This is a genomic window from Novosphingobium sp. BL-S-33, from assembly GCF_056857025.1.
This window is the reverse complement of record NZ_CM166475.1, coordinates 904,699-930,016: the sequence shown is the minus strand read 5'-3', so window position 1 is coordinate 930,016 and position 25,318 is coordinate 904,699. Positions and strand designations below refer to the sequence as shown.

Here is a 25,318-nt window from a genome sequence, read left to right as displayed (position 1 = left end):
TCAATCCCGATCCGCCGGAGGTCCACCCGCGGCCGCTGCCGCCTGCGCAGCGCTGCGCGCCTGCATTTCGCGCTGGAGCAGGATGATCGGCGATTCCTCCCTGCGTCGCCGGATGCCCAGACGAATGGTGATGCCCCACACGACCGCCGCCACCGCCAGCCAGCCGGAGAGCAGGAAGACGTCGTTGTAGGCGAGGATATTCGCCTCTCGCGCCACTTGCTGCGACAGCAGCGCCACCCCTTCCGCCGAACGCAGCACCGGATCTCCCACCACGCTGGAAAACGCGCCTCCTCCCGCGCGCAGGCGATCCGCCACTTGCGGGTTGGTCATGACGATGCTCTGCACCAGCTCGTGCGAATGGTACTTCTCGCGCAGGGTCTGGAATGTGCCCAAGAGCGCGGTTCCGACAAGGCCGCCCACGCTCTGGCTCATGCCGAACAGCACGACGAAGCTCACCATGTTCTTGCCGCCGCCCAGCAGCGCCCGCGCAAATCCGATAGCCACCGTCTCGGCCAGGAACAGCATCGCGGCGAAGCCGATCAGCGCCTGGCTGAAATAGAGGTTCGCCGGGCGCGTAAGATTGGTGGAATTGGCGTCCATGAAGGAGCCGATTGCAATCAGCACCACCGCCAGGTTGATCAGGCGCCCGGGATGCGCGGGGTTGAACATGGCCAGAGCGAACAACAGCCCGGCGATGGAGGCCAGCACGATCAGGCCGTTCAGGATCACCATCTGGTCGTTGATCATGCCTACCGTGTTGAGCAGGCCCACCGAACCGAATGTCTGTTCGGACAGCAGGATGCGGACGGTGGCCGCCACCGCGAACAGGCGCAGCATCTCCCGCGTGCCGATCCAGCGCGTGTTGATCAGCGGGTTGCTGCGGAAATGCTCGTGGATGAAACCGGCGGAGATCAGCGCCACGCTGGCCGCCAGCGACCAGCCCATCCACGCCCGCTCTGTCCACCATTCGATGCGCCCTTCGGACAGGACCGCGATCAGCAGCCAGAGGCCGGGCGCGAGCATCGTGAACGCCACGAAATCGAGCCGCTCGAACGCCTTGATCCGCTCACTGGGCGGCAGCGGCAGTGTCATGATCGCCGCCAGCGTGACCAGCGCCAGCCCCAGTTCGAAACGGTAGAGCATGTGCCAGTCGCCCGAAATCAGCAGGCCGGGGGACATCATGCGCGCCAGCGGCGTCGTGAGCTGCGATACCGAAAGGCCGATCATCGCCCCCATGCTGCGCTTGGCCGGAGACATGCCCTGCGTAAGATAGAGCGTGGTCAGGGTGGAGAGCCCGGCACCCGCAAGCCCGCTGACCGCGCGAACCGCCACCGAACTCCAGAACCCGTGGACCAGCAGGTGCAGCATGGTGGTAACGGCGTAGACCACCATGATGTGGCGGATGAAGGTCTGCAATCCGAACTGCTGGCGGAACTTCACCAGCAGCAGGTTCGCGGTGACGTTGGTCATCAGGTAGGCGGCGGTGAGCCAGGCGCTTTCGTTGGTATCCAGCCCCAGCGTGCCTTGCGCGAAGGCAAGGTTGACGGTGACCAGCGCATTGGCCAGCCCGCCGGTGATGCCGACAAGGATGCCGATCAGGAAATAGAGGCGACGGCGGTTGTCCGGATGATCGGGATTGGCGGGTGAGCCGGCCAGCGTGGGGCGCTCATGTGGTTTGAACTCATAGTCCATCCCGTTCCTTGCCCATTACCCCAGCGGCCGTGACGCGAATCCGCGGCTCCGTGCTGAATCGAAGACTGGCCTGCTTCGCCCGCAAAGACAAGCAGCTAGGCCCAGGTGCGTCATCCACAGATCGATTGCATCGCCTGCATGAGAACGCTTTGCCTGCCTTGCCCATTCTCCCGCGTTTGCGCGGCGGCGGCCAGCACGGCAGCGGGGAGGGCCAAGAGCATCGCGCCGCTGCCGATCAGCATCCATCGGGGATAGCCGCGCAGCCGCCGCCAGAATCCGGCGACGGCTGCCGCGATAAGTGCCACGAGGCCGCAGCACAGCATTGTCAGACGCCTGCTGGGGCGGTCACTCGGGTACGGCCGTCATCGGGGTAACTGTCATGCCGGCGCACCCAGTCGCCAAGATTGCCGCCGTCGTGCTCGTTGCGTCCCTTGGGCACCATGTCCAGCCAGCCATAGGCGGCCAATACGGTCTCGTTCCCGCGCGCATAGCTGGAATAGGTGTGGTAGATCGCGCCATCCTCGTCGCGGAAAAACACGCTGGCGCCCGGAAGGTCGCTGATTTCAGGATCGGGTTGTTGCTGGAAATTGTAGAACACGCCGTTCCGCCGCTCTTCATCGGCGAACGAGACGTGGAAGTCGTGATTGAAGTCATTGCCGCCCGATGAGACCCAGGTGAACTGCCAGCCCATCCGCTGGCGATAGGCCTCCAGCTTCCCGATCGGTGCGCGGGACACGGCGACCCAGCTGACATCGTTATGCTCGAAATGTTGACGCGCGCCGTCGATCTGGTCAGACAGGAACGAGCAACCGGCGCAGCCTTCTTCCCATTCGGGCGCGAACATGAAGTGGTAGACGATCAACTGGCTGCGCCCGTCGAACAAGTCGGCCAGCGAGACAGGACCGTCCGGCCCTTCGAAGACATAGTCTTTCTCTATTCTCACCCAAGGCAGCGCCCGGCGTTTTGCCGCCAGGCGGTCACGCTCATGCGTCCAGGCTTTCTCTTCGGCGAGCAGAGCGCGCGAGGCTTCGATCCATTCGGCCTGAGAAACGATTTCATGCTTCATCGTCCGTCTCCACGACTGGCGCAAAATGGCGCACCAACTTGTCGAGCGAGCCGCTCCAGCCGTCCGCGTGGCTGGCCCGCGACACCTCGTTCTGCAATCGGGCATGGGTGAAAGTGAGTTCAGTGCCGGCGCCGCTGTTGCTGCCCGCATTGATCTCGATAGGGCGTAGAGCGATCTCGATCCGCGAGACCGCGCCGTTTTCTTCCGGTTCGCCGCCTTCGGTCCAGCGAAAGCTCATGACGAGGCGGTGGGGCGGGTCGACTTCCAGATATTCGCCGTCGCTCTCGTGCTCGGTGCCGTCGAGCATGCGGAAGCGGATCCGGCAATGCCCGCCGACACGCACGTCCGTCTGCGCCATCAGGACCGCCCCGGCATCCGGCCCCCACCACGCAGCGATGCCGTCCGGCGTGGTCAGCGCGTCGAACACGATCGATGGGCGCGCAGCAATTCGACGGACGAGGGTCAGCGAGGTCATAGGTCGTTCTTTCCGATCCCGCCGGTCTCGATTTCGCGGGCCCTGGCCTCCTCGGCCTCGGCATAAGCGGTCAGCCGATCAAGGCGCGCCGACCAGAAGCGCTCGTAGCGACCGAGCCAGTTCATCGCTTCCTCCATGGGCGCAGGCGCGAGCCGGACCGAGACGGTGCGTCCTTGCTTCGTCCGCGTGATGAGCCCGGCGTCGATCAGGACGTCGAGATGCTTCATCACGGCGGGCAGCTTGATGGGGAAAGGATCCGCCAGTTCACTGATCGACAAGCCGTCATGGCCTTCCAGCCGTGTCAGGATCGCCCGGCGGGTGGGATCGACCAGCGCTGCAAAAGTGCGGTCTAGACTCGATTCAAAACACTTCACCATATGGTGAACTATCTGCGCCGCGGGCGGAGTTGTCAAGAACGGGGCAGGGCTTTCAAGAACGGGCAGCGGGTGCCCGTTCGGTTCGTGCCTCTATTGGAAGAAGGTGATCGGAATCCGAAGGCCAGTCTGAAGATCGGGCGCGTCTTCCGTAACGCCCATTTCCACGGTCCAGTTGACCGTCGTACGCTGGCTGACGCGATAGCTGAGGCCGAACAGGAAACGCCCGATCTGAAGATCGCGGGTCTTAGTCGTAAGCGGATCGCCGTAGGTCTGGATCCCGTTCTGGATCTCGATCGGGCGAAGGGTGCTCTTGGTGCCGAAAAGCCAGTTGTGCGCGTAGGCAAAGCTGATCGACGTACGTTCGTTGAGCGCGAGGCCGACGCCAAGGGTCATGCTGGGGCCCGAACCGGGCTTCACGTGATCGATCTGCGCGTCGCTGATCCGCGTGTTCACGTTCTTGCCGAAATTCTGGTTGTAACCCAGCACGCCGAATATCGTGGCCGGATCGGACGGCATGATGACCGTCACGCTGGGCTCCACCCCCCAGAAGCCGAAGCCTGTCGCCGCTTTGGTTGCATTGCCCAGCGCATCGCGGGGAACTCCGTACGGATCGGAGCCGGTGGGTGCCACGACCTGCAAATTGGCCGTCAGGAACGGCCAGCCGTGCGTTCCGTTGTTGATCTGATAGCGGGCCAGCATCTGGATGTCGCCCAGCCCCGATCCGTTTGCGGACGTGTTCACGGTTCCGGTGCCCGATTGCGGCGGGTTCTGTACGAGTGGAACCAGGACTGCCGTGTCGTCCCGATAGACCCACGGGACCTGAACGCCCACTTCGATGCGGTTGGTCAGCCCGTAGCGTACCGTGGCTGCGGCAGTGAGAACGTCCTGCCGGCTTTCATTGATGTCGAAGACGCCCACCAGCACGGATTGCGGAATTTCGATACCGCGAAACACGAAGCGGTTGCGGTCGTCACGCGTATATTCGAACGTGGGCTCGATCGTGAGGCGGCCTGCCTTGGTCAGGACGCTGCCTTGCGCCGCCAACACGGCGACTTCCTGCGGGCGCGGCCGCTCGGTCGGCTTCTCGCCTACGCTGGTCAGGGAGTCGGACGATTGGGCTCCCGGCTGAGTGGCGGGCTGAGCCGCGTCGGATTGCGGGGCCAATGCCAGCGACGATGTCGAGGGGACGGGCGAAGGGCCCTGCCCGAACTGCGGGCCGGGAATGCCCCTTGCGCGCATGGCATCCAGCAAGGAATCCTGAAGCTGGCGAAGCTGCAATTCCTGCGCGTCGAGAGCGTGGCGCTGATCTTCTATCGCGCGGCGCTGAGAGTCTATCTGTGCCTGAAGCTTGGCTAGATCCGGCGCCGTGCGCTTTGCCGCATCGGCTGTGCTGCCATCCGGTTCGGTTTCAGCCAGAGCCGGCCGGGGCAATATTGCGAACAGCACGACGGTGCTTGCCAGAAAGCCTCTCATCAACCCTCCCCACTATCGCGTTCATCTAGCGAATGCCGCGACCCGCTGTATCAAGAGCAATCGAATCCGCCCGCAGCAACGAGTTGCCGACGAGAATTCCGGAGTTGGGCACCGCGACGTTGATCGTGACCACGGTGTCTATGGTTCTGTCGTTGGCTGTATTTGCAACAATACTTCCGGTTAAGCTACCAATCATTTGACGCAATTCAAGCGAATTTCCGTTCAGAATCACTTGCGAACCGCTGTCGTTCTTGACGAGTTGCACCGATCCCGATGGGGTCGATACGGCCGGACCATTGGGAGTCAGCGAGACCTGCTGCTCCCCCGCCACGGGTTGGATCGTCGTCGTTGCATCTCCGACGTGGACGACGACCCCGCCGGCCGTGCCGGTTCCCGTGCCCGAGGAACTGACGGCGCCGGTGCCGTTGCCAACGAATACTACCGGTGTACCCGTATCGCTATTGAGCACGCTGCGCAGCGCCAGCGTTCCGTTCACCAAAGTCTGGATATCCACGCCGACCACCACGTCCATGCCGTTCGGCAGTTCGAAACCGCCGCGCATTGCATCGAGTTCGGTGTCCGTCAGGGTTGCGGCTGCCCCGAACAGGGGGCTCCCCGGATCACGGTCGGCAGACATCGCGCTCGTACCGGGGGCGGAGAGGGGCGAGATCGGACCCGACTGGGGATCCAGATCTGCCGCGGCGTGGCTCGGGCTGGCGATGCCTGCCGCCAGCAGACCTCCTGCAATCCACCAGCTGCCTGCGCGCCACGATGCCACTGCCACCTCCTACATCACGAACGGATAGGGCTGGGCGCGGGTGAGTTCGAGGGCCTGCAGGCTGGCAGGCTCCATCATCTCGGTCACCCGGCTTCGCGGGGCGAGGGCCCATTCCTCCTTGCGGCCAAAGCTGCTCTTGCCGCGCTCCAGCCCATCGGCGAGCGCGAACAGGATGCCGTTCCACATCGAACTGAATTGCTTCGCGTCGATCAGGCGGATGCCCAGCGAAGGATCGCCGATCAGGACTTTGCCGTCCTCCACGCCCTTCACCACGACGAAATGCTTGTAACCCTTCAGATTGATCAGCGCGATGCCGGGCACTTCGGTCCGCTGGATATCGGCCAGCGTCACGACATAGCCGTTTGCCTTAATACCGCGCGCATTAAGGTAGCGCTTCATGTCCAGCAGGGAAAAGCCCAGACGCTTGATCTGTTCGCGGTCCCCCTCGTTCCACATGCCCACGAAGATGCTCTGCTCGTTCTGAAGGTCGCCATAATGGTACCGCAGCAGGGTCGCGAGCGCCGCCGATCCGCAGCTGAAATCGTACCGTTGGCGCACCACTGTCAGAAAGCGGCGTTCGGCCATGCTCTTGACCGGCAACGCATAGTCGCCCGCGGCAAGGCTGAGGGTGGAACCGGTTGGAGGTATCGGATGACTGGCACAGGCCGTCAGCAGCATGCCGGTAGCCATCACTAGGCAGGCCGCGCCGCGACTGATCCCTTTATCGGCCCCGCTTTTGGCCTCGTTACTGAATCGCGACATTAACATTCATCGCGGAGTTGATGGACACGTTGTTGCCCGTGTTCGTGTTGATCAGCGCCAGCCCGTTGAAGGCGCCGAATGCTCCGCCGTCGAATGATATTGTGCCGGTGGTGGGATCACCGTTGATGATATTCCCGGAAATCGTGCTGATGTTGTTCGCGTTTGCCGTCTGCTCCTGGGCCTTGACGTCGGCCATGCCCGTGATGTCGGCCAGCTTGGCCTCATCGACGACAGTGGCGGCGCCAAAGGGTGCGTCGGTTCCGATCTTCGGTTCCGGCAGGGTGAGATCGGGGGCCGCGTTCAGCTGGGCGATTGGGGTGTCCGGCGGCGCCGCGTTCGGCTGGCCGGGATCGTCAGAAGCAAATGCGGGTGCAGCGTGAAGCAGGCCGGGTACGAAGACTCCGGCAAGGAGAATGTGAGAGCGGGACAAGAGAGCATCTCCTTCGCGTGGAACTGCACCGAGAGACACCGGCCGCCCAGCGGGCGGCCGGTCCCTCATTCATGGCCTACTGGCCCAAGGAGAGCGTACCGATGGTCGCGCCCACATTGATGCTGGCATTTTGCGATGCGAACACGCCGGTGTTGACGTTCATCGCGTTCAGACCGGCAAAGTTCGAGAACGCGCCGTTATCGAACGTGGCGTTCCAGGTCATGACCGGCGATCCGCCAGCACCACCTGCACCACCAGTGCCGCCGGCACCGCCGGTGCCACCGTCACCGCCGCCACGGCTGCCTGCGTTTGCATTGCCGCCATCGCCGCGGCCGCCGCCCGAGCCGCCTTCGGAAGGCTGCCAGAAGGTGACTTCACCGCCGGTCACGCTGCCTGCAAGCGACGAATAGGTGGTCTGGGTCGTATAGGTGCTCGTCGAAGTACCGCCATTGTTGGCAGAGCCGACGCCGCTGGAGTCACTGCCCGCGCCCGAAGCATTTACCGCCAGATTGGCCGTGCCACCGTTGTTGGCCGAACCAAGCCCACTCGAATCGCTGCTGTTGCTTTCGTCATGGGAATCGACGGCCAGATTGGATGTGCCGCCGTTATTGGCGGAGTTCGCGCCGCTGGAGTCGCTCCTGTTGCTTCCGTCGTGGGCGTCGACTGCAAGATTGGACGTGCCGCCGTTATTGGCGGAGTTCGCGCCACTGGAGTCGCTGCTGTTGCTCGCGTCGTGCGAGTCCGTCGTCACTGCGGAAGTGCCGCCATTGTTGGCGGAACCAGGGCCGCTGGAATCGCTGGCGGCGCCGGTGGCATTGACGTCCGTCGTTACCGCGGAAGTGCCACCGTTGTTGGCTGAACCGAGGCCGGCCGAATTGCTGGAATTCGAATTGTCGGTGGGGGTGGAGGTGTTCGTGGAGGTGTTCGTCGAACTGTCGGTGGACGTTGCGGTCGAATTACGGGTGGCATCGGCAAGGCTGCCGCCGCTACCGGCTGTTTGTGCAAGCGCAGGGCCCGCAACCAAGGCGAATGCGCCGACCGAGGCAGTCAATAACAGAGCATATCTCATGGCTATTCCTCTCGCGTTAAACGGCTGCTCAGAGCCTCCAAGACGACACCTTTTCCGCAAGACGCCGCAGTTCGGCGATATAACTCGAAGCGATTGGGCGGCTTAGCCCCAGACAGGTGTTTGCCCTGCCCTCAAATGAGCGAAATCCGTACCCCCATTTGAGGGGGGAGCGGCAAACGGCCTGATATGAACCACGCCGCGAAGGATCATCCGCACGAGATCGGTCTGGCGGTGGGTATCGGTCTTGGCGAAAATCTGTTTCAGGTAGGCGCGCGCGGTTTGCGGCTGGATATGCATTTCACGCGCGGCAGCATCGATGGTCAGGCCCTTGACGAGGCGCATGACCAGTTCGGTTTCCGAAATCGTCAGGCCATGGGCGCGGCACAGTGCTGTTGCGAGCGGCCGGGCATCGACATCGGGATCAAGGACATAAAGGGCGATGGCCGCACTGCCATGCGCAGGCGACGCATCGGGCAACCGCGCCACGACGGCGACAAGCGGCCGGGCGTTCACACGCTGGATGAGTATCAGCGACGTTCCGTCGATCTCGGTTGCGGCGCTGTGCTGGTCGTGGGCGAGGTGGTGAATCGCTGTCTGCAATCGCACTGCGTTGTCGAAATCGGTGGCCGTGACCGACTGTCCGGCCCGGCGCAGGCCATTGCCCAGTTCCAGGAAATGCAACGCGCGAACATTGGCGAAAATGATGTTTCCGTCCGCGTCCAGAAGAAAGGTCCCGAAATCAAATAGATCGAGCCCCTCCGCCAGCGCCGCCGCGCGGCCGCGATGCAGTTTCGCTTCCCAGAAAAGTCGGAGATAAGCCTCCACCCAGCTGTGAATTCCCTGCGCGGCCAAGGCCCGCATCGCCCACTCGTCGGTGTCGAAGCGGCAGACTGAAAGGGCCAGGAACGAGGCTGAGTCAACCGGACAGGAGAATGTGATTCTGCGGGCATTTCGGACGCGATCCGGCAAATGCACATTCTCGATGTCAAAATGCCCGCATCGCAGTGTCGTGGATTCGGACCGCCAATCGTCATAGGCGGCGGCCTGCTGGATCGAATGGGCGATCCCATGTGCAAGGCTGTCCGCCATGTGGGAAATGGCAATGACTTCAGGAAGTTCGCTATCGGCCTTATGCTGCGTCAATACCGCCATGGGGCAGTCGACATGCCGGATAACCAAGTCGAACAGGCTGTTCAGGGCCAATTGGTCCCACTGCGTCGTCGAGGATCGCGCCACGGCCTATTTCCTTCCGACTCCCTCAGGAAAAGAAGGCTCCCGCGCATGATGAATGCTGCGACTATTGCGTTCACAAAAGTCGAAGTTGCGCAGACAGGACAAATCTTCTCCACCGGACTTTTGCCAATTTCTTGGACTGTTTTCCATATTGTCACTACCGATGTTCATCAATCTAGCACTATTTGAGTCCATGTTAAGGAAAATACCTATTGAGCATTAATCCTCCCTAATCTCAGTCACCCAAATTTGACATGGTGGAAAATGAGTACTCAAAAGTCGGAATGAACGCAGATCGCCAGGTTGCGGGAGAGCCTTGAGGTTCGACGTGGGCAGGGCCGGCGACCCGTAAAAAGCGCGGTAATCCGCCACTTTCCGGCTTGCAGCGATCACGCCCGAGCGAGGAAGGTTTTCGGCAAATCGCGTCCGCGTTGGCTTTTGGTGGGAGCGAAAGGCGTGCCGAACATGCCCGCGCGCGTGAGGCAAACCGCGCGAGAAGGTCTGGTTTACAAGGAGATTTCGGATATCCGGCCGCTGCTTGTCCTGCCCGCTATCTTTGCGCGGACGACGAGCCGTTTAGCGCTTCAGCGGTGGTCGGCGAAGCGGAACTCGGCGAGGGTTTTCACGACCTGACCATTGGCGTCGACAAGGCCGATTCCGACGCCTTCGACTGCTCCCACCGTTTGCGGCTGGGTCTTGTCCGTCTCCGCCATGAATGCCGCCAGGCCGGGATTGGTCTCGTTCGCGAGCAATGTCAGGTGCGGATCAAACTGCATGAACACATTGGGCGAGCCGTAGCGTTCAAAGGCGGGAAGCTTGGCCGGATACTGACTCATCCAGCCGGGCGGAGAGACGTTGTGATCGCGATAAGGCTCGGCCGCCAAAGTCACCAGATCCGCCAGCCTTTGCAGGGCAGGGCTCCATTTGACGCGCAGGAACAGCCAGTTGGAAGCGGTGCGTTCCTTGCCGTCGAGGATCAGGGGGAAGGATTTGTAATCCTTGACGATATCGGCAATCGCGGCTTCCAGCTGCGGCTCGGCATTGGCCGGATACTGGGTGAGGTACAGCGTGGCATGCACCGCATGACCTTGCGCGTAGAAAGTCGTCATGCCGCGTTTCGCAAGATCCTTGCTGGCCGCTGCCACGGCCTCGACAACCGGTCTGGACGGGATGGCATAGATGTCGATGCTCACGGCATCCTGAGCCCGGGCAGGCAGCGCGACGGCCATGGTCGCGGCAAGGGCCGGGATGAAATAGCGCGGCATCATGGTGATTTCCCGGCAAACGAGTCGATGAATCAGGGCAATAGGTGGCGCGTGAGCCTAATGGCAATCGCAATCTGACAGCGGCTGCGGCCGGTTCGGCAATAAAGCTGCGTGCCGGCCTGCGGTGCCAGCTCGGGACGCGGGCACCTGTCGACAAGTTGGGGAAAGGCAGTGGATAGCAAGGTATTCGCATCTGGAATTCCCGCGATAAAATGGCTTAAACGCGCCATTCTCTGGCACGGCTTCAGGTTTTTCGACCGGTCGCTGCCGCATTGCGAGATATCCACGGAGTTTCCTCATGACCGGGGCCGAACTGGCAGCAGCCCGCAAGAATCGCGGTCTGTCCGAGATAGAGTTGGGCAAGGCGATCGGCTACCGCGACCCGGCGCGGGCGGTGCGGCGCCTTGAGGCATCGAGCAAGGTCAACGCGCGGGCGCTGAACATGATCAAGGTCATCTTCGGCACGGTCGATCAGGATAACGTCCGCGAGCGGGGATCGCGGCGGCGCTCGGCGCATCCCGATCAACTCTCCTTCGCTTTCTGAGCCTTACCGGCCGCGCTCAGTTACCCTTTTTCGGATCGGGAAGCAGGACTGCGAGCAGGCCGATCGCCGGCAGATAGGCGCAGATCGCGTAGACCGTCTCGATACCCGCCCGATCGGCAACGGCGCCGAGCACTGCGGCGCCAAGGCCGCCCATGCCAAACGAAAAGCCGAAGAACAGCCCGGAGATCATGCCGATCTTGCCGGGCACCAGCTCCTGCGCGAACACCACGATTGCGGGGAACGCCGAGGCGAGGATGAGCCCGATCGCCACCGTCAGCGGGCCGGTCCAGAACAGGTTTGCATGCGGCAGCAGCAGCGTGAACGGCAACGCGCCCAGGATCGAGAACCAGATCACGTATTTGCGGCCGAACTTGTCCCCCAGCGGACCGCCCACGACGGTGCCCACAGCGACGGCCGCGAGGAAGGCAAAGAGGTGGAACTGCGCCGTTTCCACCGAGACGCCAAAGCGATGGATCAGATAGAAAGTGAAGTAGCTGGTGAGGCTTGCCAGATAGACGTACTTTGAGAAAATCATGGCCAAGAGCACGGCGATGCCGCCGAGGGCCTTCTTGCGCGGCAGCGCGGGCATGGCCATCGACTTCTTCTGGCCCGACACAATAAGCGCCAGGCCGTGGTTCTTGTACCACTGCCCGACATTCCACAGGATGGCACAGGACAGCAGCGCGAGCAGCGCGAAGAACGCAAGGCTCGACTGGCCAAAGCGGACCACGACAAGCGCGGCCGCGAGCGGGCCAAGCGCCTGCCCGGCGTTGCCGCCAACCTGGAACAGCGATTGTGCCAGACCGTGCCGCCCGCCCGCCGCCATGCGCGCCACGCGCGACGATTCCGGATGGAAAACCGAAGATCCCATGCCCAGCATCGAGGCGCCGACCAGCAGCAGCCAGTAAGTGTGCGCGGCCGAGAGGATCATCAGCCCCGCCAGCGAGAACAGGGTTCCGCCGGGCAGCGCATTCGGAGTCGGCCGCTTGTCCGCGTAGAATCCGACGAGAGGCTGAAGAATTGACGCGGTGATCTGATAGGCCAGCGTCACAAGCCCGATCTGCGAGAACGACAGATGAAGTTCCGTCTTCAGATTGGGATAGATGGCCGGCAGCAGAGACTGCATCATGTCGTTGAGCAGGTGGCAGAAACTGATCGCGAGAATGACGCTGAAGACCGTGATCTCAGGTGCATCGGATCGTGGGGCGGCTGCAGACGTGCTCATACGTGTGTCTTCTTGTTGTCGGTGGATGTCCCCTAACCTCTGCACAAGTGGCCCGCATTCCTATATGGGTCTTTCACTTTCGCGAGTGGGACATCAAGATTGCCGATCAAGGATCCAGCTTCGGTAGAACACATCCCGCGGCCGATTGTCGGGATCGGTAACGAATATCCGCCTGCTTTCGAACTGGATTGGCACGAACACCGGCGCGGCCAGTTGATCTATGCGGCGCGGGGCGTGGTCGTTGTCAGCACGCCGCACGGCGCATGGGTGGCACCGCCCGAGCGTGCGGTCTGGACGCCCGCCCGATGCCCGCACTCGGTAAAGATGGTCGGCGCGGTGAGCACGCGCAGCGTGCTGATAGAGCCTGATGCGGAAGGTTCGCTGGGCGATCGCAACAAGGTCATCCAGGTATCGCCGCTGCTGGGCAGTCTTCTCGCCGCGGCGTGCGAGATCGAGCCGGAATATGATGTGGAGAGCCGTGACGGGAAGCTGATGGCGCTGTTGATGGCCGAACTTGCGATCGCGCCCACCGTGCCGCTCGCGGTGCCGTTTCCCAGAACGGCGGCCATTGCGCGCAAGTGTCAGGCCTTCCTCGAACGACCCACGCCGCACGATACGATTGACGAGTGGGCGGACGATCTGGGCATCGGCCGCCGGGCCTTTACGCGCATGTTCCGCAAGGAAACCGGGCTCAGTCTGGGAGCGTGGCGCCAGCAGGCGTGTATACTTGTGGCTTTGCCCCGGCTCGCGGCAGGGGAAGGGGTCACCACCATTGCCTTCGACCTTGGCTATGACAGCGCTTCGGCCTTCACCACCATGTTCAAGCGGCGCGTGGGCGTGGCGCCGAGCCACTACCATCCGAACGGTCTGATCGGCGATATGACCGAGGCCTAGGTCGCCGCATTTTCAAGGGGGCGAACCGGGAGGCAGGTTGCCTTCCCGGCATACCCTGCGCTGTGGGCCGGTATCCGGAGGCGTAGAAAAATTTGCTTGTCCGCCATGACCACATATTGTCTAGTAATTTAGTTGAGATTAGATGGCATGGCACGATCCGTGCCGGGTGGAATGAATGACGATCAATTATCGAAGCTTCGGATTCCAGGTGCTCGTGGGCATGCTTGCCGGCGGTGCGCTAGGCTTTCTGGCACGCGCGCTGGGGACCGGGGCCGGGGGTGAACTCAACGGGCTTGCCGTCGCGCTGAAGACGACCGGATCGACTTTCGTCGGGCTTCTGAGCGCGACCGTGCCGCCGCTGATCTTTGCTGCCATCGTCACGTCGATCGCGAACTTGCGCCGGCTTGAAAACGCCGCCCGGCTGGCGGGGCAGACGCTTCTCTGGTTCGCGATCACGGCGCTTATCGCGGTATCGATCGGCATCGCCGTTGGCATTGTCGTGCAGCCGGGAGTGGGCGTGGATGCCGGGTCACTGGCGAGCCACCGCCCCGCAAACGTCGGGACCTGGCTGGATTTCCTGAAAGGACTGGTCCCGGCGAACAGCCTTGGCCTGAGTGCCAGCACCAAGATCGCTGAAAGCGGCGCCCCAAGCACCGCGATTTCGTTCAACACCCTTCAGATCGTCGTCATTTCGCTGGCAATCGGATTTGCGACGCTCAGTCTCGGAGAAAAGGCGGAGCCGTTTCTGGCCGTCATTCGCTCGTTTCTGGCGGTAATGCGGACGGTCCTGGGCTGGATCATCAAGCTGACGCCGATCGGCTCGGCGGCGCTCATCGGTACGGCCGTTGCGACTTACGGCTGGGACATGCTGCACCAGCTCGGGAGTTTCGCCGCCGCGACCTATCTCGGCCTCGGTATCGTGCTGCTGGTCGTCTACCCCGTCCTGCTTCTGCTCAACGGGCTGTCGCCGCTTACCTTCTTCGCGAAAGCCTGGCCGGCGATCCAGCTTGGCTTCGTATCGCGCGCGTCGGTCGGAACGCTGCCGGTTACCGAACTGGTGGTCGAACGAATGGGCGTCGAAAAGGGCTATGCGGCATTTGCCGTGCCCTTGGCAGCGACGACCAAGATGGACGGATGCGCCTCGATCTACCCCGCGCTGGCGGCGATTTTCGTCGCGAATTTCTACGGCATTCCCCTGCATCTTCTCGATTACGTGCTGATCGTGTTCGTTTCCGTCCTTGGATCGGCGGCTACCGCGGGTCTGACCGGCGCGGTCGTGATGCTCACGCTTACGCTTACAACGCTTGGGCTGCCGCTGGAGGGCGCGGGTCTCTTGCTGGCGATCGATCCCATCATCGACATGGGGCGAACCGCCGTCAACGTGGCGGGACAAGTGCTCGTGGCAACGGTCGTCGCCAAGCGGGAAGGGCTGCTCAATCAGACGGCGGCGGGCGATCCGGAAACGCTGTCGGCGGCGTGAACCGTTACTTTTCCGAATGCCGCTTCGGCGTCACCGGGCCGCTGGATCTTGAAGGAAGAAGTGTCAGGCCGAGCGGCGGACTGTCCGTCTTGAGCGGCTTGCCCTCGATCAGGTTCAGCAAGTGGCTGGTCGCCAGTTCCGCCATTTTTCCGAAGGGACGCGAGACGGTCGAGAGGCTGGGGATCAGCATTTCGGCAAGGACGCTGCCGTCGAAACCGACCACGGACAGGTCGTCCGGAACGCGAATTCCCTTTTCGGCGGCAATCTTCAGAACGCCCGCCGCCATGATATCGTTGGCGGCGAAAACAGCCGTCGGGAGCGATGTGCGGGAGAGAATTTCCTCGGCGGCCGACCGGCCCGAGGCGAGCGTGTAATCGCCTTCGAACTCCGCGGCCGGAGTTATCCCGGATTCATCCAGCGCTTCCAGAAAGCCGGATCTGCGTTCCCGGGCCGAGATCATGTCCTGCGGACCATTGATCAGCGCGATATTATCGTGCCCCAGCTCGATCAGGTATTTCGCCACATCGCCGGCGGCCTTGCGCTCGTGCGAAAGGACTACTGCCGGGTAGCCGTCCAGATGAACGGCCGAAACGGCGACGGCGTGGATGTTCTCGACCTTCAGCGCTTCCGGCAGGCCGATGATCCCGGAAACGGGCGGAAGCACGACGAGGCCATCGATGCGGGTGCGACGTGCGAAAGCCAGAACGTCCGCAATCGCTTCGTCGCCGCCAAGATCGACCGAGTGGGTGATCAGTTCATATCCGCGCCGCGTCGCCTCACCGCCGATACCCCGCTGGACGGTGTCCAGGACGAGGGCATTGCGGTCGTTGTGAAGCATGCCGATTAGCAGCGACCTGCCCATGGCCAAGGCCCGCGCGCGCGGGCTTGGCCGGAAATTGAGCAGGGCAATGGCGCGTTTGACTCGCTCGCGCGTCTCCTCGTTCACTTTGGGCGAATCGTTCAGCACCCGCGAAACCGTTCTGATCGACGTTTTCGCGGCCTCGGCCACATCAGCGATAGTGGGCTCGTTGCCTGACGCGCCCCGTTCCGAAACTTCCATGCCCCGGCTATACCGTGACACGCGATTCCGACGCGACGACTTTTTCAAGCGATTGATCGGTCGGCTTTTTCAGCGGACCGTCCAGCTTGTAGGCCTGCTTGGCAAGATTATACGTCAGGTCGACGGCCAGTTCGGCCGCTTCCCATTGTTTCAGACGGCCCTCGACGACGAGCCTTGCCAGGAAAGCACAGTCCACGCGGCGGGCGACATCGTGCCGGGCCGGGATGGAGAGGAAGGCCCGGGTATCGTCGTTGAAGCCGACCGTGTTGTAGAATCCGGCCGTTTCGGTGGTCATCTGGCGGAACCGCATCATGCCCTCGGGCGAGTCGTGGAACCACCACGCCGGGCCGAGCTTCAGGCACGGGTAATGGCCTGCCAGCGGCGCCAGTTCGCGGGCGTAAGTCGACTCGTCCAGCGTAAACAGGATGATCGAAAGGTCCCGTGAATTGCCGAAGCGGTCCAGCAGTGGTTGCAGGCTTGATACGTAGTCCGTCCGCATCGGGATGTCCGCGCCCTTGTCGCGTCCGAATTCCCGGTGCAGCCACTTGTTGTGGTTGCGGCAGGCGCCCGGATGGATCTGCATCACGAGGCCGTCCTCGATGCTCATCGCCGCCATTTCGGTCAGCATCTGGGCGCGGAACAGTTCGGCTTCCTCGGGCGAGACACTGCCGCGCATCACCTTGTTGAAAAGCGCTTCGCTTTCCTGCGCCGAGAGATTGGCTGTCCGGGCGGTGGGATGGCCGTGGTCGGTCGAGGTCGCGCCCATCGCAATGAAGTCCGCCCGGCGGGCGCGATGGCCTTTCAGGTAGCCCTGCCAGGTCCACACGTCCTCGCCGGAAAGCTCTCCGAACGCGGTGAGCGCTTCCTTGAAATCCTCATGCTCGGGATCGACGACGGCGTCGGGTCGATAGGCAGTGACGACGCGGCCGCTCCAGCCCGATTCCCAGATCGCGCGGTGATGTACGAGGTCTTCGTGCGCGCCCTCGGTCGTCGCGATGAGTTCGATATTGAAGCGCTCGAACAGCGCGCGGGGCCGATAGGCGGGCTGGCCGAGCAGTTCGCCTATCCGGTCGAAATAGAAGTCGGCAGTGTCGGCGGAAAGCTCATCCTCGAAGCCGAACACTTCCGAAAACACGTGATCCAGCCACAGGCGTGAGGGCGTGCCCCGGAAAAGATGCTGGTTGCCGGCAAATATCCGCCATGCCTCGCGCCGGTCCGCCGGGCTGGTCTCGCCATGGGCGGGAACGCAAAGCGACTCCATGCTGATGCCCTGACTGTAGAGCATCCGGTAGAGATAGTGATCCGGCGCCAGCAAGAGTGAAGTCGCGTCTTCCCACGGCTGGTTGGTTGCAAACCAGGCCGGATCGGTGTGGCCGTGCGGGCTGATGATCGGAAGTCCCGCAATGGAATCATACAGCTCGCGGGCCACGGAACGCGTGGCGGTTTCAGCCGGAAACAGGCGGTTCGGGTCAAGTGACAATTTAGGCAAGGGCGGTCCCCAAAAAATGTTGTGCCAGCGATGGCACAAGTGTTAACGCGGGGCAATCGAGAGAGTGTAACGAGTTTTGTCAGGAGAGCATTTTGGACATCCCCGCCGCCATCCAGATCGATCCGCAGGACCAGGTGGCGGTAGCCTTGCGGCAGCTTGACGCAGGCGAGTCCATCGATCTTGCAAATGGCCCGGTCACGCTGATCGAACCGATCGAACGCGGCCACAAGTTCGCCATCGAGCCGATTGCGTCAGGCGCGCTGGTATGCCGTTACGGCTGGCCGATCGGCACCGCCACGCGGGACATTCCGGTCGGCGCGCATGTTCACAGCCACAATATCTCCACGAATCTGGTTGCCGAAGAGCCCTACTCTTACGTCCCGGACGAGGGCGGTCTGTCGGCGCCGTCTGCGGACACGTGGCACTTCGACGGCTATCGCCGCGCGGACGGTTCCGTGGGCACGCGCAATGAAATCTGGGTGATCCCGACCGTCGGCTGCGTGGCCCGAACCGCCGAGCGGATAGCCCGCGAAGCCAATGACCGTCATGCCGGTCGGGTCGACAGCGTCGTCGCCTTTCCCCACCCGCTGGGATGTTCGCAATTGGGCGACGATCTGGGCGCGACGGCCCAGTTGCTGGCCTCGCTGGCCTGCAATCCGAACGCGGGCGGGGTGTTGCTGCTCGGGCTGGGCTGCGAGGAAAACCAGCTTGCCGCCTTGCTGGAGCGTATCCCCGCCGAACGCCGCGAGCGCGTGCGCAGCGTCGGCGCGCAGATGAGCGAGGACGAGTACGAGGATGCCCATGCGGCAATCGCGGACCTCGTCGCGATGGCAGGGCAAGATCGCCGCGAACCGGTCGATATTTCCGAGCTTCGCCTTGGACTGAAGTGCGGCGGATCGGACGGCTTGAGCGGTCTGACCGCTAACCCCCTCATCGGTCGGGCCGCCGACCTTGTGACGCAGGCCGGCGGCTATGCGGTGCTCACCGAGATACCCGAAATTTTCGGGGCGGAACGTCTGCTCATGCGCCGCGCCGTCAACCGCGAGGTGTTCGAGGACATCGTTGAGGTCGTGAACGACTTCAAACGCTACTTCATCGCGCATGGTGAGCCGATTTCCGAAAATCCCAGCCCCGGCAATGTCGCCGGAGGGATCACCACGCTTGAAGAGAAATCGCTCGGTGCGGTGCAGAAGGGTGGCCGCGCCCGCGTCAGCAAGGTTCTGCGCTATGGTGCTCGGATTACCGAGCGTGGTCTCACCTTGCTGGAGGCGCCGGGGAACGATGCCGTCTCGACGACCGCGCTCGCCGCTGCCGGGGTCACGCTGACGCTGTTTTCGACCGGGCGCGGTACGCCGCTGGGCAGCCCGGTGCCTACGCTCAAACTCGCCACCAATCACGATCTCGCCCAGCGGAAATCGAAATGGATCGATTTCGACACGGCCGTCGTGCTGGACGACGGTTTCGAGGCGGGGACGAGGGCGATCATGGAAACGATCTGCGCCATCGCTTCTGGGCGACCGGCCCGGAACGAACTCAATGGCGAGCGTGATATCGCGATCTGGAAGCGGGGCGTCACGCTTTAGTTACCCAAGCGGAAAGAGCGTCGTAAACGTCCCGGGGCAGGGCGAAATCATGCCTGTTTGATTGTGAAATGGTAGCGCTAACGAAAATCATTGCGCGAGGTCTCGCTTCGCACCATGATCGGGAAAAATAGAGAGGGTCGGCGGAGGCGAAACGGGAGCGGTCACATCCGCCCCGTGCGCCCCGCAATGGAGGGGCGGATGGCTTCAATCGCACGAAAAGTGCCTGTTCTCACGCTGTTGAGCGTCTGCGCGCTGGGCGGAGCGTCCGTCACGGCCGAGGCGCCCGGCGCCACGTATCAGAACCCCATCCTCTATGCCGACTATTCGGACCCCGATGTCCTGCGCGTGGGGGACGATTACTATCTGGTGGCGTCGAGCTTCCATTTCTCGCCCGGAATCCCGATCCTGCATTCGCGCGATTTGGTTCACTGGTCGATCCTCGGTCATGTCCTGCCGCGCCTGCCCTTCGCACCGGAATACGACATGCCGGGGCCGCACACGCTGAACGACGGCATATCGAAGCCGGTGGGCGGCACGCGCTATGCGGGCGGCGTCTGGGCGCCTTCGATCCGGCATCACCGCGGCCTGTTCTATGTCTACTGGGCAACGCCGGACGAAGGCATCTTCATGGCCACCGCCGCAAAGCCGGAAGGGCCGTGGAGCGCGCCGATCAAAGTAATCGACCAGCCCCTGCTGGAAGATCCCTGTCCTTTCTGGGACGATGACGGTCAGGCCTGGCTGGTCCACTCGCGCCACGGCGCCGGGCCGCTGATCCTCCACCGCATGAGCCCGGACGGCAAACGCGTGCTGGATACGGGCGAAGTGATCGTCGAGGACAAGCAGAACCTGCCGATCCTCGAAGGGCCCAAGTTCTACAAGCGCAATGGCTGGTACTATATCCTCGCGCCCTTCGGCGGTGTTTCGAAGGGCGCGCAAGTGGCGCTGCGCTCGCGGTCCATCCGCGGGCCTTACGAGGCGAAAGTCGTGCTGGCGCAGGGCCGGAGCGCGCTCGAAGGCCCGCATCAGGGCGGCTGGGTGGAGACGCCTTCGGGGCAGGGCTGGTTCGTCCACTTCAACAGCACCGGCGCCTTTGGCCGCATCACCTACCTGGAACCTTTGAAATGGGTGGATGACTGGCCGGTGATCGGCGATGTCCTGCCCGGCGCGGAGACCGGACAGCCCGTTTCCGAGCATGCCGCGCCCGATACCGGATCGTGGACGCCCAATGTGCGTTTGCAGGATTCGGACGCGTTCTCCGCGCCCCGTCTCGGCCCGCAATGGGAATGGAACCACAACCCGGACGGCAGCGCGTGGAGCCTGACGGCCCGGCGCGGTTTCCTGCGACTGAATGCGCTGTCCGCCGAGCATCTGGTAACGGCCCGCAACACGCTGACGCAGATCCTGCAAGGGCCCTCCAGCCGGATCACCACCCGGATCGAGATCGGTCGCATGACCGACGGCCAGCGCGCGGGCCTGACCCTGTTCGGCGTGAAGCCAAGCTGGATCGGTATTGTGCAAGAGGGCGGAAAGGCCCGCCTGACACTGGCATCGGCAGGAGTGGAAACCGCCGGTGACGTCCTGTCCGCACCCGCCGTGGACCTGCGCGCAGAGGTCGGTGCGGACCAGACGGTTCGCTATAGCTACAGCCTTGATGGGCGCGCTTTCCGGCCGATGGGCGATCCGATCGCTCTGGCGCCGTTCTCATGGTGGAAGGGCTCGCGGCCCGGACTGTTCACCTTCACGCATGGCGCGCCCGGCGGATCGATCGACGTGGACTGGTTCCGCGTAGAGCATCCCGCGCCCGCCGCACCCTGATCAAGCCGGAAAGACCTGCATGGACCGTCGCTCCTTCCTCATCTCCACGGCCGTTGCCAGTGCCGGCATGGCTTTTCGTGCCCACGCAGAAACGGCGGAGAACGCCCCCCGCTTCGACGCGCCGAACTTCCGGACCGGCAACGCCCGCTGGCAGGCCGCCTATGACAAAGCGCTCGAAGTGCTGGCCGCCAATGTCCAGACGATGCCCTATGTCAGCAAGCCGGTGCTGATCGAGGGGGCGGTCTATCAGGGCATCTGGCAGGAATGCGGCCCGCACGAAGCATTGGTCTATCGCAAGTTCCGCCCGGACGTGGCGCGCAGCAGCCACATGACCTTCTTCGAGTTGCAGCGCGCCGACGGCCAGTTGCCCGCCAACAACAAGCTGGCGGAAACCGGCTTCGGGCAGATCCAGATGGTGGTGCCCATCGCCGCCACCGCATGGGAACTGGCGCGTGCGACGGGTGACGGCGCTCTGCTGGAAGCGGCCTACCGCGCCTGCTCGGCGTGGGACGGCTGGCTGATGCGATACCGCAATACGCGCGGAACCGGGCTGGTGGAGGGTTTCTGCACTTACGACACCGGGCATGACAACAGTCCGCGCTGGGCCGGGATGCCCAACCAGTGTCCCAACAAGGACGCACGAACTCACCATCCCATCGCCACTCTGCCGCGCCTCTGCCCGGACCTTTCCGCCACGGTCTTCGGCGGCAGGCAGGCACTCGCCGAAATGGCGCGCGCGCTGGGCAAGACGGCGGACGCGGATCGCTGGGCGGAGCAGGCCGAGAACATTCGCAGCCTCATCCTCGCGAAACTCTACGTGCCGGAGGATGCCGCCTTCTACGATCTGGATGCCAAGGGTGATTTCATCCGCGTCCGGTCGGACATCCTGTCGCGCGTCTGCGGGGAGCATGTGCCCGATCAGGCGCTGTTCGACACGCTCTGGGCGCGGCAGTTGCATAATCCCGAGGCGTTCTGGGCGCCGTTCCCGCTGACCTCGGTGGCGATGGACGATCCCGCCTTCGTCGGCTCTTTCCCCGCCAACAGTTGGGGCGGCGCGACGCAGGCGCTCACCGCGTTGCGGGCGGGCCGCTGGTTCGACCATTATGGCCGCTCCGCCGAGTTCACCGAAATGATGGACCACTGGTGCGAAGCGCTCCAGCGCGACATGACCTTCCGCCAGCAGATGAACCCCCACACGGGCGCTTTCACGCTTGAGGAAGCGCCGGGCTATTCTCCCGCCGCGCTGGTCATGGTCGATTACAGCTGGCGGTTGGTCGGCGTCTGCGAAGAGGCTGACGGCCTGCACTGGAACGTTCGCCCGGGCCACGCTGCCGCGCAGGATGCTCGCCTTTCGATGCGGACGGACGGCGGGCGCACCGCCGTCATGGCCTATGGCGCGGGCGGAGCCGACCTTACTCTAAACGGCGCGCCCATGGCCCGGATCGCGGGCGGGTCGGCCCGCCTCGTTACCGACGCGCTGGGCATTCCGCGCCATCTCGTGGGCATCGACCCGCGCCCACAGACCATCAGCCTGCGCCTGGCGGGCCGCAAGCCGCGCAGCCTGACGCTGCGCGCCAACGAACAGGTATCGCTATGACCCAAGGACCAGACACCATGAAGCTCAGCCGCCGCACCCTGATCGCCGGTGCCGCCGCCATGGCGCTGCCCATGCCCGCCTTCGCGCGGGAGGCGGATTCGCTCGCGTCGCAGGGTGCGGCCAAGGGCATCCGGTTCGGGAGCACGATGGGCAAGAACAACTTCGCGGACCCACGCTATCGCGCGCTCAATGCCGCGCAATGCGCGCTGGTCGTGCCTGAAAACGAGATGAAATGGGCGGCGACCCGACCCGATGCGGAGCACTTCGACTTCACGGCCGCCGACCGCATCGTGGACTGGGCGACGGCCAATGGAATGGGCGTGCGCGGGCACACACTGCTTTGGCACAGCGAGCACTGGATGCCTGAATGGGTGTCGAAGCATGACTACGGCGCGAACCCCAAGGCCGAGGCGGAGCGGCTGCTGACCCAGCACGTTTCCACGGTGGCAGGCCGCTATGCGCCGCGCGTGGACAGTTTCGACGTGGTCAACGAGGCGGTCGATTCCGAAACTGGCAAGCTTCGCGAAACCGCGCTGTCGCAGCGTCTGGGTGCGATCGAGACGCTGGATATCGCCTTTCACACGGCGCGGCAGGCGGCGCCCAAGGCCCAGCTTGTTTACAACGACTACATGGGCTGGCGCAGCGATGAGGGCGTGCACCGCGATGGTGTGCTGCGGCTGCTGGAAGAGTTCCGCAAGCGCGGCACACCGGTCGACGCGCTGGGCGTCCAGAGCCACCTTGGCAGCAAGTATAGCGACACGCCGACCGGCCTCGGCGCGCTGGACGAGACCGCCTGGCGCCGCTTCCTCGATGAAGTGACCGGCATGGGCTTCGACCTGCTGATTACCGAGATGGACATTCACGACAACCCGCTGCCGGGCGCCATCGGTCCGCGGGATGCCGAGGTCGCGGCGCATGCCAAGGCCTATCTCGATCTGATGCTGTCCTATCGGCAGATCGATACGGTGATGTGCTGGGGGCTGTCCGATCGTTATAGCTGGCTGAACGGTCTGCGCCCGCGTCCGGACGGGTTGCCCAAGCGGCCTTGTCCGTATGATGCGGATTTTCGCGCGAAGCCCTTCCACGATGCGATTGCGGCTGCTTTTGCTGCGGCACCGGATCGGCGGAAGGTTCAGGCGGGTAGGGGATAAGGCCGCATACAGCTGATTCAACCAACCCCGTCATCCCCGCGCAGGCGGGGATCCCGCTTCTGTTGTGCTGGGCGAGAGGTCGCCAAGAAGCGGGGCCCCCGCCTTCGCGGGGGCGACGGTGATGTCGGAGCCCGACCGGGTGAGTTCCGGGTTGCGAATGTGCCTACCGCGGCGGGTTATTCGCGCCCGGATCTGCCCTCCCGGTCTAGAACTCGCCCGAAAGCGGCCCATCGGCGCGGCGGTCTTCCATCCCGCGGCCACCGGTGCTGCGAAAGCCGGTTACTCCCTCCAGCGAATAGGTCGGCCGGCCGGGCGCACGGATGTCGATGAAGTCGGCATCCCGCACATCTTCCAGTCGGAACGCCGCGCGGGGGTCGGGAGCGGCCACGGACACCTCGACATTGCTGAAACGCATGTTGCGCGCGTGGCGAACGAAGAAGCCGGTGGCAGGAAGGTCGCCGAACATGGTCGCTTCGGGATAGGCCAGTTCGGCCTCGGGAGGCCGGACGCGGGCCATTTCCGCCGGCGCGCCGCCGACGTGATGGAAATGGCAGTCGGCGATAGTCACATCCTCGATCCGGTGATCGGCAAGGCCCGCGATGACCGAGGGCAGGATAGTGGCGTTGGAACTGACCACGTTCTGGATGAGGATGCGCTTCATCGATCCGATGGGTACACCTGCCGGTCCGCGCATCCGCTTGCCGATGCGCAGGAACAGCGGCGCATCGATGATGCCGCGCATGGTGATGTTGCTGACGGTCACGTCCTCTACCACCGCGCCGTCCACTGTCTCGAAGGCAAGGCCCCGGCTGTCTTCGAAGATGCAGTTGGTGATCGCAATGTTGCGGAAGCCGCCGTTGGATTCGGTGCCGAACTTGATACGCCCGTGGATCTTCGGCGCGAAGGAGGCGGGCATCTTCCGCCAGGTGCCGTCCAGCACCGAGCCGACTTCATAGTTGCCGGTGACGAAGCAATTCGAAATCGTGAGGTTCTCGGTGATCCGGGGATGGCCCAGCGCATAGCTGCTCTTGGGGCAGATGCCGTCGTCCCACGGGGAATTGACCGTGCAGTTGCTGATGCGCACGTTGCGGCAGCAATCGATGTCGAACCCGTCGCGGTTGGTGTCGGCCAGCACGTTGTCGATGGTGAGATTATCGACGCCGGTCGCGAGCAGGGCGAACCAGCCGCCCTCCAGTATGTGCACGTCGCGCAGGGTGACGTTGCGACAGTTCTTGAGCGCGATTGCCTTGTTGCCGGTGCCCGGCCCGGTGGGGTCGTTCAGCCAGTTGTCCTTGCCGTCGCCGCGGCCCAGCCCCTTGCCCCAGATCAGGCCGGGTCCGAGGATGGCGATATCGTGGAGGTCTTCGCCCCAGATCAGGCTGTTGCGCCAATGGCCATGGCCGAAGTCCTGATAGGCACCCCAGTCGCCGATGGGTTCGGCATGGTCGTAGCCGTGCGTCTCCGTGGGCGCGGCGGCCAGCAGCGTGGCGCCGTCTCCCAGCAGGAGCGTGATGTTGCTCTTGAGGCGGATCGTATAGCTGGCGTAAGTGCCGGCCGGAAAATAGACGGTGCCGCCGCCGAGCGATGCGGCATGGTCGATCGCCTTGTTGATCGCGCCGCTGTCGATCGTGCGGCCATCGCCCTTGGCGCCGAAGTGGCGGACGTCCACCACGCCGCCGCCCGTTGCCGACATGAGCAGTTTGCCCGGTGCGCCCGCAGCGGCCTGCGTGAAGGACGCCGCGCCCGCCAGAATTCCGCCCTGGATGAAGGCGCGCCGGTCAAACCCCATGATTATTCTCTCCCCCGTAGCGGGTCTGTTGGACGGGAAGCGGATCCGTCCGCTTCCCGTCCCATTGTATT

Annotated in this window: 23 protein-coding genes; 7 read left to right on the top strand and 16 right to left on the bottom strand. The window is 63.6% G+C overall.

The window, feature by feature from the left end; genetic code table 11:
* From AC1VVM_RS20710 to AC1VVM_RS20655, 12 genes are all read right to left on the bottom strand, one after another.
* A complete protein-coding gene (locus tag AC1VVM_RS20710) occupies positions 1-1,692 on the bottom strand; it encodes an efflux MFS transporter permease (protein ID WP_482957294.1) in 1,692 nt (563 codons plus the stop codon).
* Positions 1,693-1,802: 110 nt separating this feature from the next.
* Positions 1,803-2,015, bottom strand: a complete 213-nt coding sequence (locus AC1VVM_RS20705; protein WP_482905630.1) for a hypothetical protein — start codon at positions 2,013-2,015, stop codon at positions 1,803-1,805.
* 2 nt (positions 2,016-2,017) lie between these two features.
* The gene (locus tag AC1VVM_RS20700; RefSeq protein WP_482957293.1) at positions 2,018-2,758 is read right to left on the bottom strand and encodes a DUF899 domain-containing protein; all 741 of its coding nucleotides are present in this window, start codon (positions 2,756-2,758) and stop codon (positions 2,018-2,020) included.
* A complete protein-coding gene (locus AC1VVM_RS20695; RefSeq protein ID WP_482957292.1) occupies positions 2,748-3,233 on the bottom strand; it encodes an SRPBCC family protein in 486 nt (161 codons plus the stop codon). The genes AC1VVM_RS20700 and AC1VVM_RS20695 overlap by 11 nt, the downstream gene beginning before the upstream one ends.
* A complete protein-coding gene (locus AC1VVM_RS20690; protein ID WP_482957291.1) occupies positions 3,230-3,610 on the bottom strand; it encodes an ArsR/SmtB family transcription factor in 381 nt (126 codons plus the stop codon). The genes AC1VVM_RS20695 and AC1VVM_RS20690 overlap by 4 nt, the downstream gene beginning before the upstream one ends.
* 90 nt (positions 3,611-3,700) lie before the next feature.
* Entirely contained in the window at positions 3,701-5,083 is a 1,383-nt protein-coding gene (locus tag AC1VVM_RS20685; RefSeq protein WP_482905626.1) for a transporter, read from the bottom strand.
* A gap of 25 nt (positions 5,084-5,108) precedes the next feature.
* On the bottom strand, positions 5,109-5,861 hold the full coding sequence (locus tag AC1VVM_RS20680; protein WP_482957290.1) for a hypothetical protein: 753 nt from the start codon (positions 5,859-5,861) through the stop codon (positions 5,109-5,111).
* 9 nt (positions 5,862-5,870) lie between these two features.
* Positions 5,871-6,551: a C39 family peptidase gene (locus AC1VVM_RS20675; protein WP_482906765.1), complete on the bottom strand. Its 681-nt coding sequence runs from the start codon at positions 6,549-6,551 to the stop codon at positions 5,871-5,873.
* Between the two features lie 55 nt (positions 6,552-6,606).
* Positions 6,607-7,053, bottom strand: a complete 447-nt coding sequence (locus AC1VVM_RS20670) for a hypothetical protein (RefSeq protein ID WP_482957289.1) — start codon at positions 7,051-7,053, stop codon at positions 6,607-6,609.
* 76 nt (positions 7,054-7,129) lie between these two features.
* A complete protein-coding gene (locus AC1VVM_RS20665; RefSeq protein WP_482905623.1) occupies positions 7,130-8,122 on the bottom strand; it encodes a hypothetical protein in 993 nt (330 codons plus the stop codon).
* A 102-nt stretch (positions 8,123-8,224) separates the two neighbouring features.
* Positions 8,225-9,358, bottom strand: a complete 1,134-nt coding sequence (locus tag AC1VVM_RS20660; RefSeq protein WP_482905622.1) for a helix-turn-helix transcriptional regulator — start codon at positions 9,356-9,358, stop codon at positions 8,225-8,227.
* A gap of 581 nt (positions 9,359-9,939) precedes the next feature.
* Positions 9,940-10,623, bottom strand: coding sequence for a 2'-5' RNA ligase family protein (locus AC1VVM_RS20655; protein ID WP_482957288.1), 684 nt, complete (start codon positions 10,621-10,623; stop codon positions 9,940-9,942).
* Positions 10,624-10,918: 295 nt separating this feature from the next.
* Between AC1VVM_RS20655 and AC1VVM_RS20650 the strand changes: the two genes are divergently transcribed.
* Complete coding sequence (locus AC1VVM_RS20650; protein ID WP_482905620.1) at positions 10,919-11,164, top strand: hypothetical protein; 246 nt, start codon at positions 10,919-10,921, stop codon at positions 11,162-11,164.
* Positions 11,165-11,180: 16 nt separating this feature from the next.
* Here the strand turns inward: AC1VVM_RS20650 and AC1VVM_RS20645 are convergent, their stop codons facing one another.
* Positions 11,181-12,389 carry an MFS transporter gene (locus AC1VVM_RS20645; protein ID WP_132391171.1) on the bottom strand — a complete coding sequence of 403 codons (1,209 nt, stop codon included), beginning with the start codon at positions 12,387-12,389 and terminating at the stop codon, positions 11,181-11,183.
* A 99-nt stretch (positions 12,390-12,488) separates the two neighbouring features.
* Between AC1VVM_RS20645 and AC1VVM_RS20640 the strand changes: the two genes are divergently transcribed.
* Both AC1VVM_RS20640 and AC1VVM_RS20635 read left to right on the top strand, forming a co-directional pair.
* Positions 12,489-13,283 carry an AraC family transcriptional regulator gene (locus AC1VVM_RS20640; protein ID WP_482957287.1) on the top strand — a complete coding sequence of 265 codons (795 nt, stop codon included), beginning with the start codon at positions 12,489-12,491 and terminating at the stop codon, positions 13,281-13,283.
* 175 nt (positions 13,284-13,458) lie between these two features.
* Positions 13,459-14,763, top strand: coding sequence for a dicarboxylate/amino acid:cation symporter (locus tag AC1VVM_RS20635; protein ID WP_482957286.1), 1,305 nt, complete (start codon positions 13,459-13,461; stop codon positions 14,761-14,763).
* Between the two features lie 4 nt (positions 14,764-14,767).
* Here AC1VVM_RS20635 and AC1VVM_RS20630 read toward each other — a convergent pair whose 3' ends face one another.
* Complete coding sequence (locus AC1VVM_RS20630; protein ID WP_482905617.1) at positions 14,768-15,823, bottom strand: LacI family DNA-binding transcriptional regulator; 1,056 nt, start codon at positions 15,821-15,823, stop codon at positions 14,768-14,770.
* Between the two features lie 7 nt (positions 15,824-15,830).
* Positions 15,831-17,312, bottom strand: a complete 1,482-nt coding sequence (gene uxaC / locus AC1VVM_RS20625; protein WP_482905616.1) for a glucuronate isomerase — start codon at positions 17,310-17,312, stop codon at positions 15,831-15,833.
* A 98-nt stretch (positions 17,313-17,410) separates the two neighbouring features.
* Between uxaC and AC1VVM_RS20620 the strand changes: the two genes are divergently transcribed.
* From AC1VVM_RS20620 to AC1VVM_RS20605, 4 genes are all read left to right on the top strand, one after another.
* Positions 17,411-18,895 (top strand): UxaA family hydrolase, encoded by a 1,485-nt coding sequence (locus tag AC1VVM_RS20620; RefSeq protein ID WP_482906764.1) that lies wholly within the window; start codon positions 17,411-17,413, stop codon positions 18,893-18,895.
* Positions 18,896-19,093: 198 nt separating this feature from the next.
* The gene (locus AC1VVM_RS20615; RefSeq protein ID WP_482905615.1) at positions 19,094-20,710 is read left to right on the top strand and encodes a glycoside hydrolase family 43 protein; all 1,617 of its coding nucleotides are present in this window, start codon (positions 19,094-19,096) and stop codon (positions 20,708-20,710) included.
* Between the two features lie 19 nt (positions 20,711-20,729).
* Positions 20,730-22,307, top strand: a complete 1,578-nt coding sequence (locus tag AC1VVM_RS20610; RefSeq protein WP_482957285.1) for an MGH1-like glycoside hydrolase domain-containing protein — start codon at positions 20,730-20,732, stop codon at positions 22,305-22,307.
* Complete coding sequence (locus AC1VVM_RS20605) at positions 22,304-23,458, top strand: endo-1,4-beta-xylanase (RefSeq protein WP_482957284.1); 1,155 nt, start codon at positions 22,304-22,306, stop codon at positions 23,456-23,458. Before AC1VVM_RS20610 ends, AC1VVM_RS20605 begins: the two co-directional genes overlap by 4 nt.
* A gap of 205 nt (positions 23,459-23,663) precedes the next feature.
* On the opposite strand, the gene AC1VVM_RS20600 is transcribed toward AC1VVM_RS20605, so the two are convergent.
* Complete coding sequence (locus tag AC1VVM_RS20600; protein WP_482905611.1) at positions 23,664-25,247, bottom strand: rhamnogalacturonidase; 1,584 nt, start codon at positions 25,245-25,247, stop codon at positions 23,664-23,666.
* Positions 25,248-25,318 lie beyond the last annotated feature (71 nt).

What these genes read in the sequence shown, in the direction of transcription:
- AC1VVM_RS20710 (WP_482957294.1), bottom strand. Translation starts at nt 1,692, where the DNA reads ATGGACTATGAGTTCAAACCACATGAGCGCCCCACGCTGGCCGGCTCA.
- AC1VVM_RS20705 (WP_482905630.1), bottom strand. Translation starts at nt 2,015, where the DNA reads ATGCTGTGCTGCGGCCTCGTGGCACTTATCGCGGCAGCCGTCGCCGGA.
- AC1VVM_RS20700 (WP_482957293.1), bottom strand. Translation starts at nt 2,758, where the DNA reads ATGAAGCATGAAATCGTTTCTCAGGCCGAATGGATCGAAGCCTCGCGC.
- AC1VVM_RS20695 (WP_482957292.1), bottom strand. Translation starts at nt 3,233, where the DNA reads ATGACCTCGCTGACCCTCGTCCGTCGAATTGCTGCGCGCCCATCGATC.
- AC1VVM_RS20690 (WP_482957291.1), bottom strand. Translation starts at nt 3,610, where the DNA reads ATGGTGAAGTGTTTTGAATCGAGTCTAGACCGCACTTTTGCAGCGCTG.
- AC1VVM_RS20685 (WP_482905626.1), bottom strand. Translation starts at nt 5,083, where the DNA reads ATGAGAGGCTTTCTGGCAAGCACCGTCGTGCTGTTCGCAATATTGCCC.
- AC1VVM_RS20675 (WP_482906765.1), bottom strand. Translation starts at nt 6,551, where the DNA reads ATGGCTACCGGCATGCTGCTGACGGCCTGTGCCAGTCATCCGATACCT.
- AC1VVM_RS20665 (WP_482905623.1), bottom strand. Translation starts at nt 8,122, where the DNA reads ATGAGATATGCTCTGTTATTGACTGCCTCGGTCGGCGCATTCGCCTTG.
- AC1VVM_RS20655 (WP_482957288.1), bottom strand. Translation starts at nt 10,623, where the DNA reads ATGATGCCGCGCTATTTCATCCCGGCCCTTGCCGCGACCATGGCCGTC.
- AC1VVM_RS20650 (WP_482905620.1), top strand. Translation starts at nt 10,919, where the DNA reads ATGACCGGGGCCGAACTGGCAGCAGCCCGCAAGAATCGCGGTCTGTCC.
- AC1VVM_RS20645 (WP_132391171.1), bottom strand. Translation starts at nt 12,389, where the DNA reads ATGAGCACGTCTGCAGCCGCCCCACGATCCGATGCACCTGAGATCACG.
- AC1VVM_RS20635 (WP_482957286.1), top strand. Translation starts at nt 13,459, where the DNA reads ATGACGATCAATTATCGAAGCTTCGGATTCCAGGTGCTCGTGGGCATG.
- AC1VVM_RS20630 (WP_482905617.1), bottom strand. Translation starts at nt 15,823, where the DNA reads ATGGAAGTTTCGGAACGGGGCGCGTCAGGCAACGAGCCCACTATCGCT.
- AC1VVM_RS20615 (WP_482905615.1), top strand. Translation starts at nt 19,094, where the DNA reads ATGGCTTCAATCGCACGAAAAGTGCCTGTTCTCACGCTGTTGAGCGTC.
- AC1VVM_RS20610 (WP_482957285.1), top strand. Translation starts at nt 20,730, where the DNA reads ATGGACCGTCGCTCCTTCCTCATCTCCACGGCCGTTGCCAGTGCCGGC.
- AC1VVM_RS20605 (WP_482957284.1), top strand. Translation starts at nt 22,304, where the DNA reads ATGACCCAAGGACCAGACACCATGAAGCTCAGCCGCCGCACCCTGATC.
- AC1VVM_RS20600 (WP_482905611.1), bottom strand. Translation starts at nt 25,247, where the DNA reads ATGGGGTTTGACCGGCGCGCCTTCATCCAGGGCGGAATTCTGGCGGGC.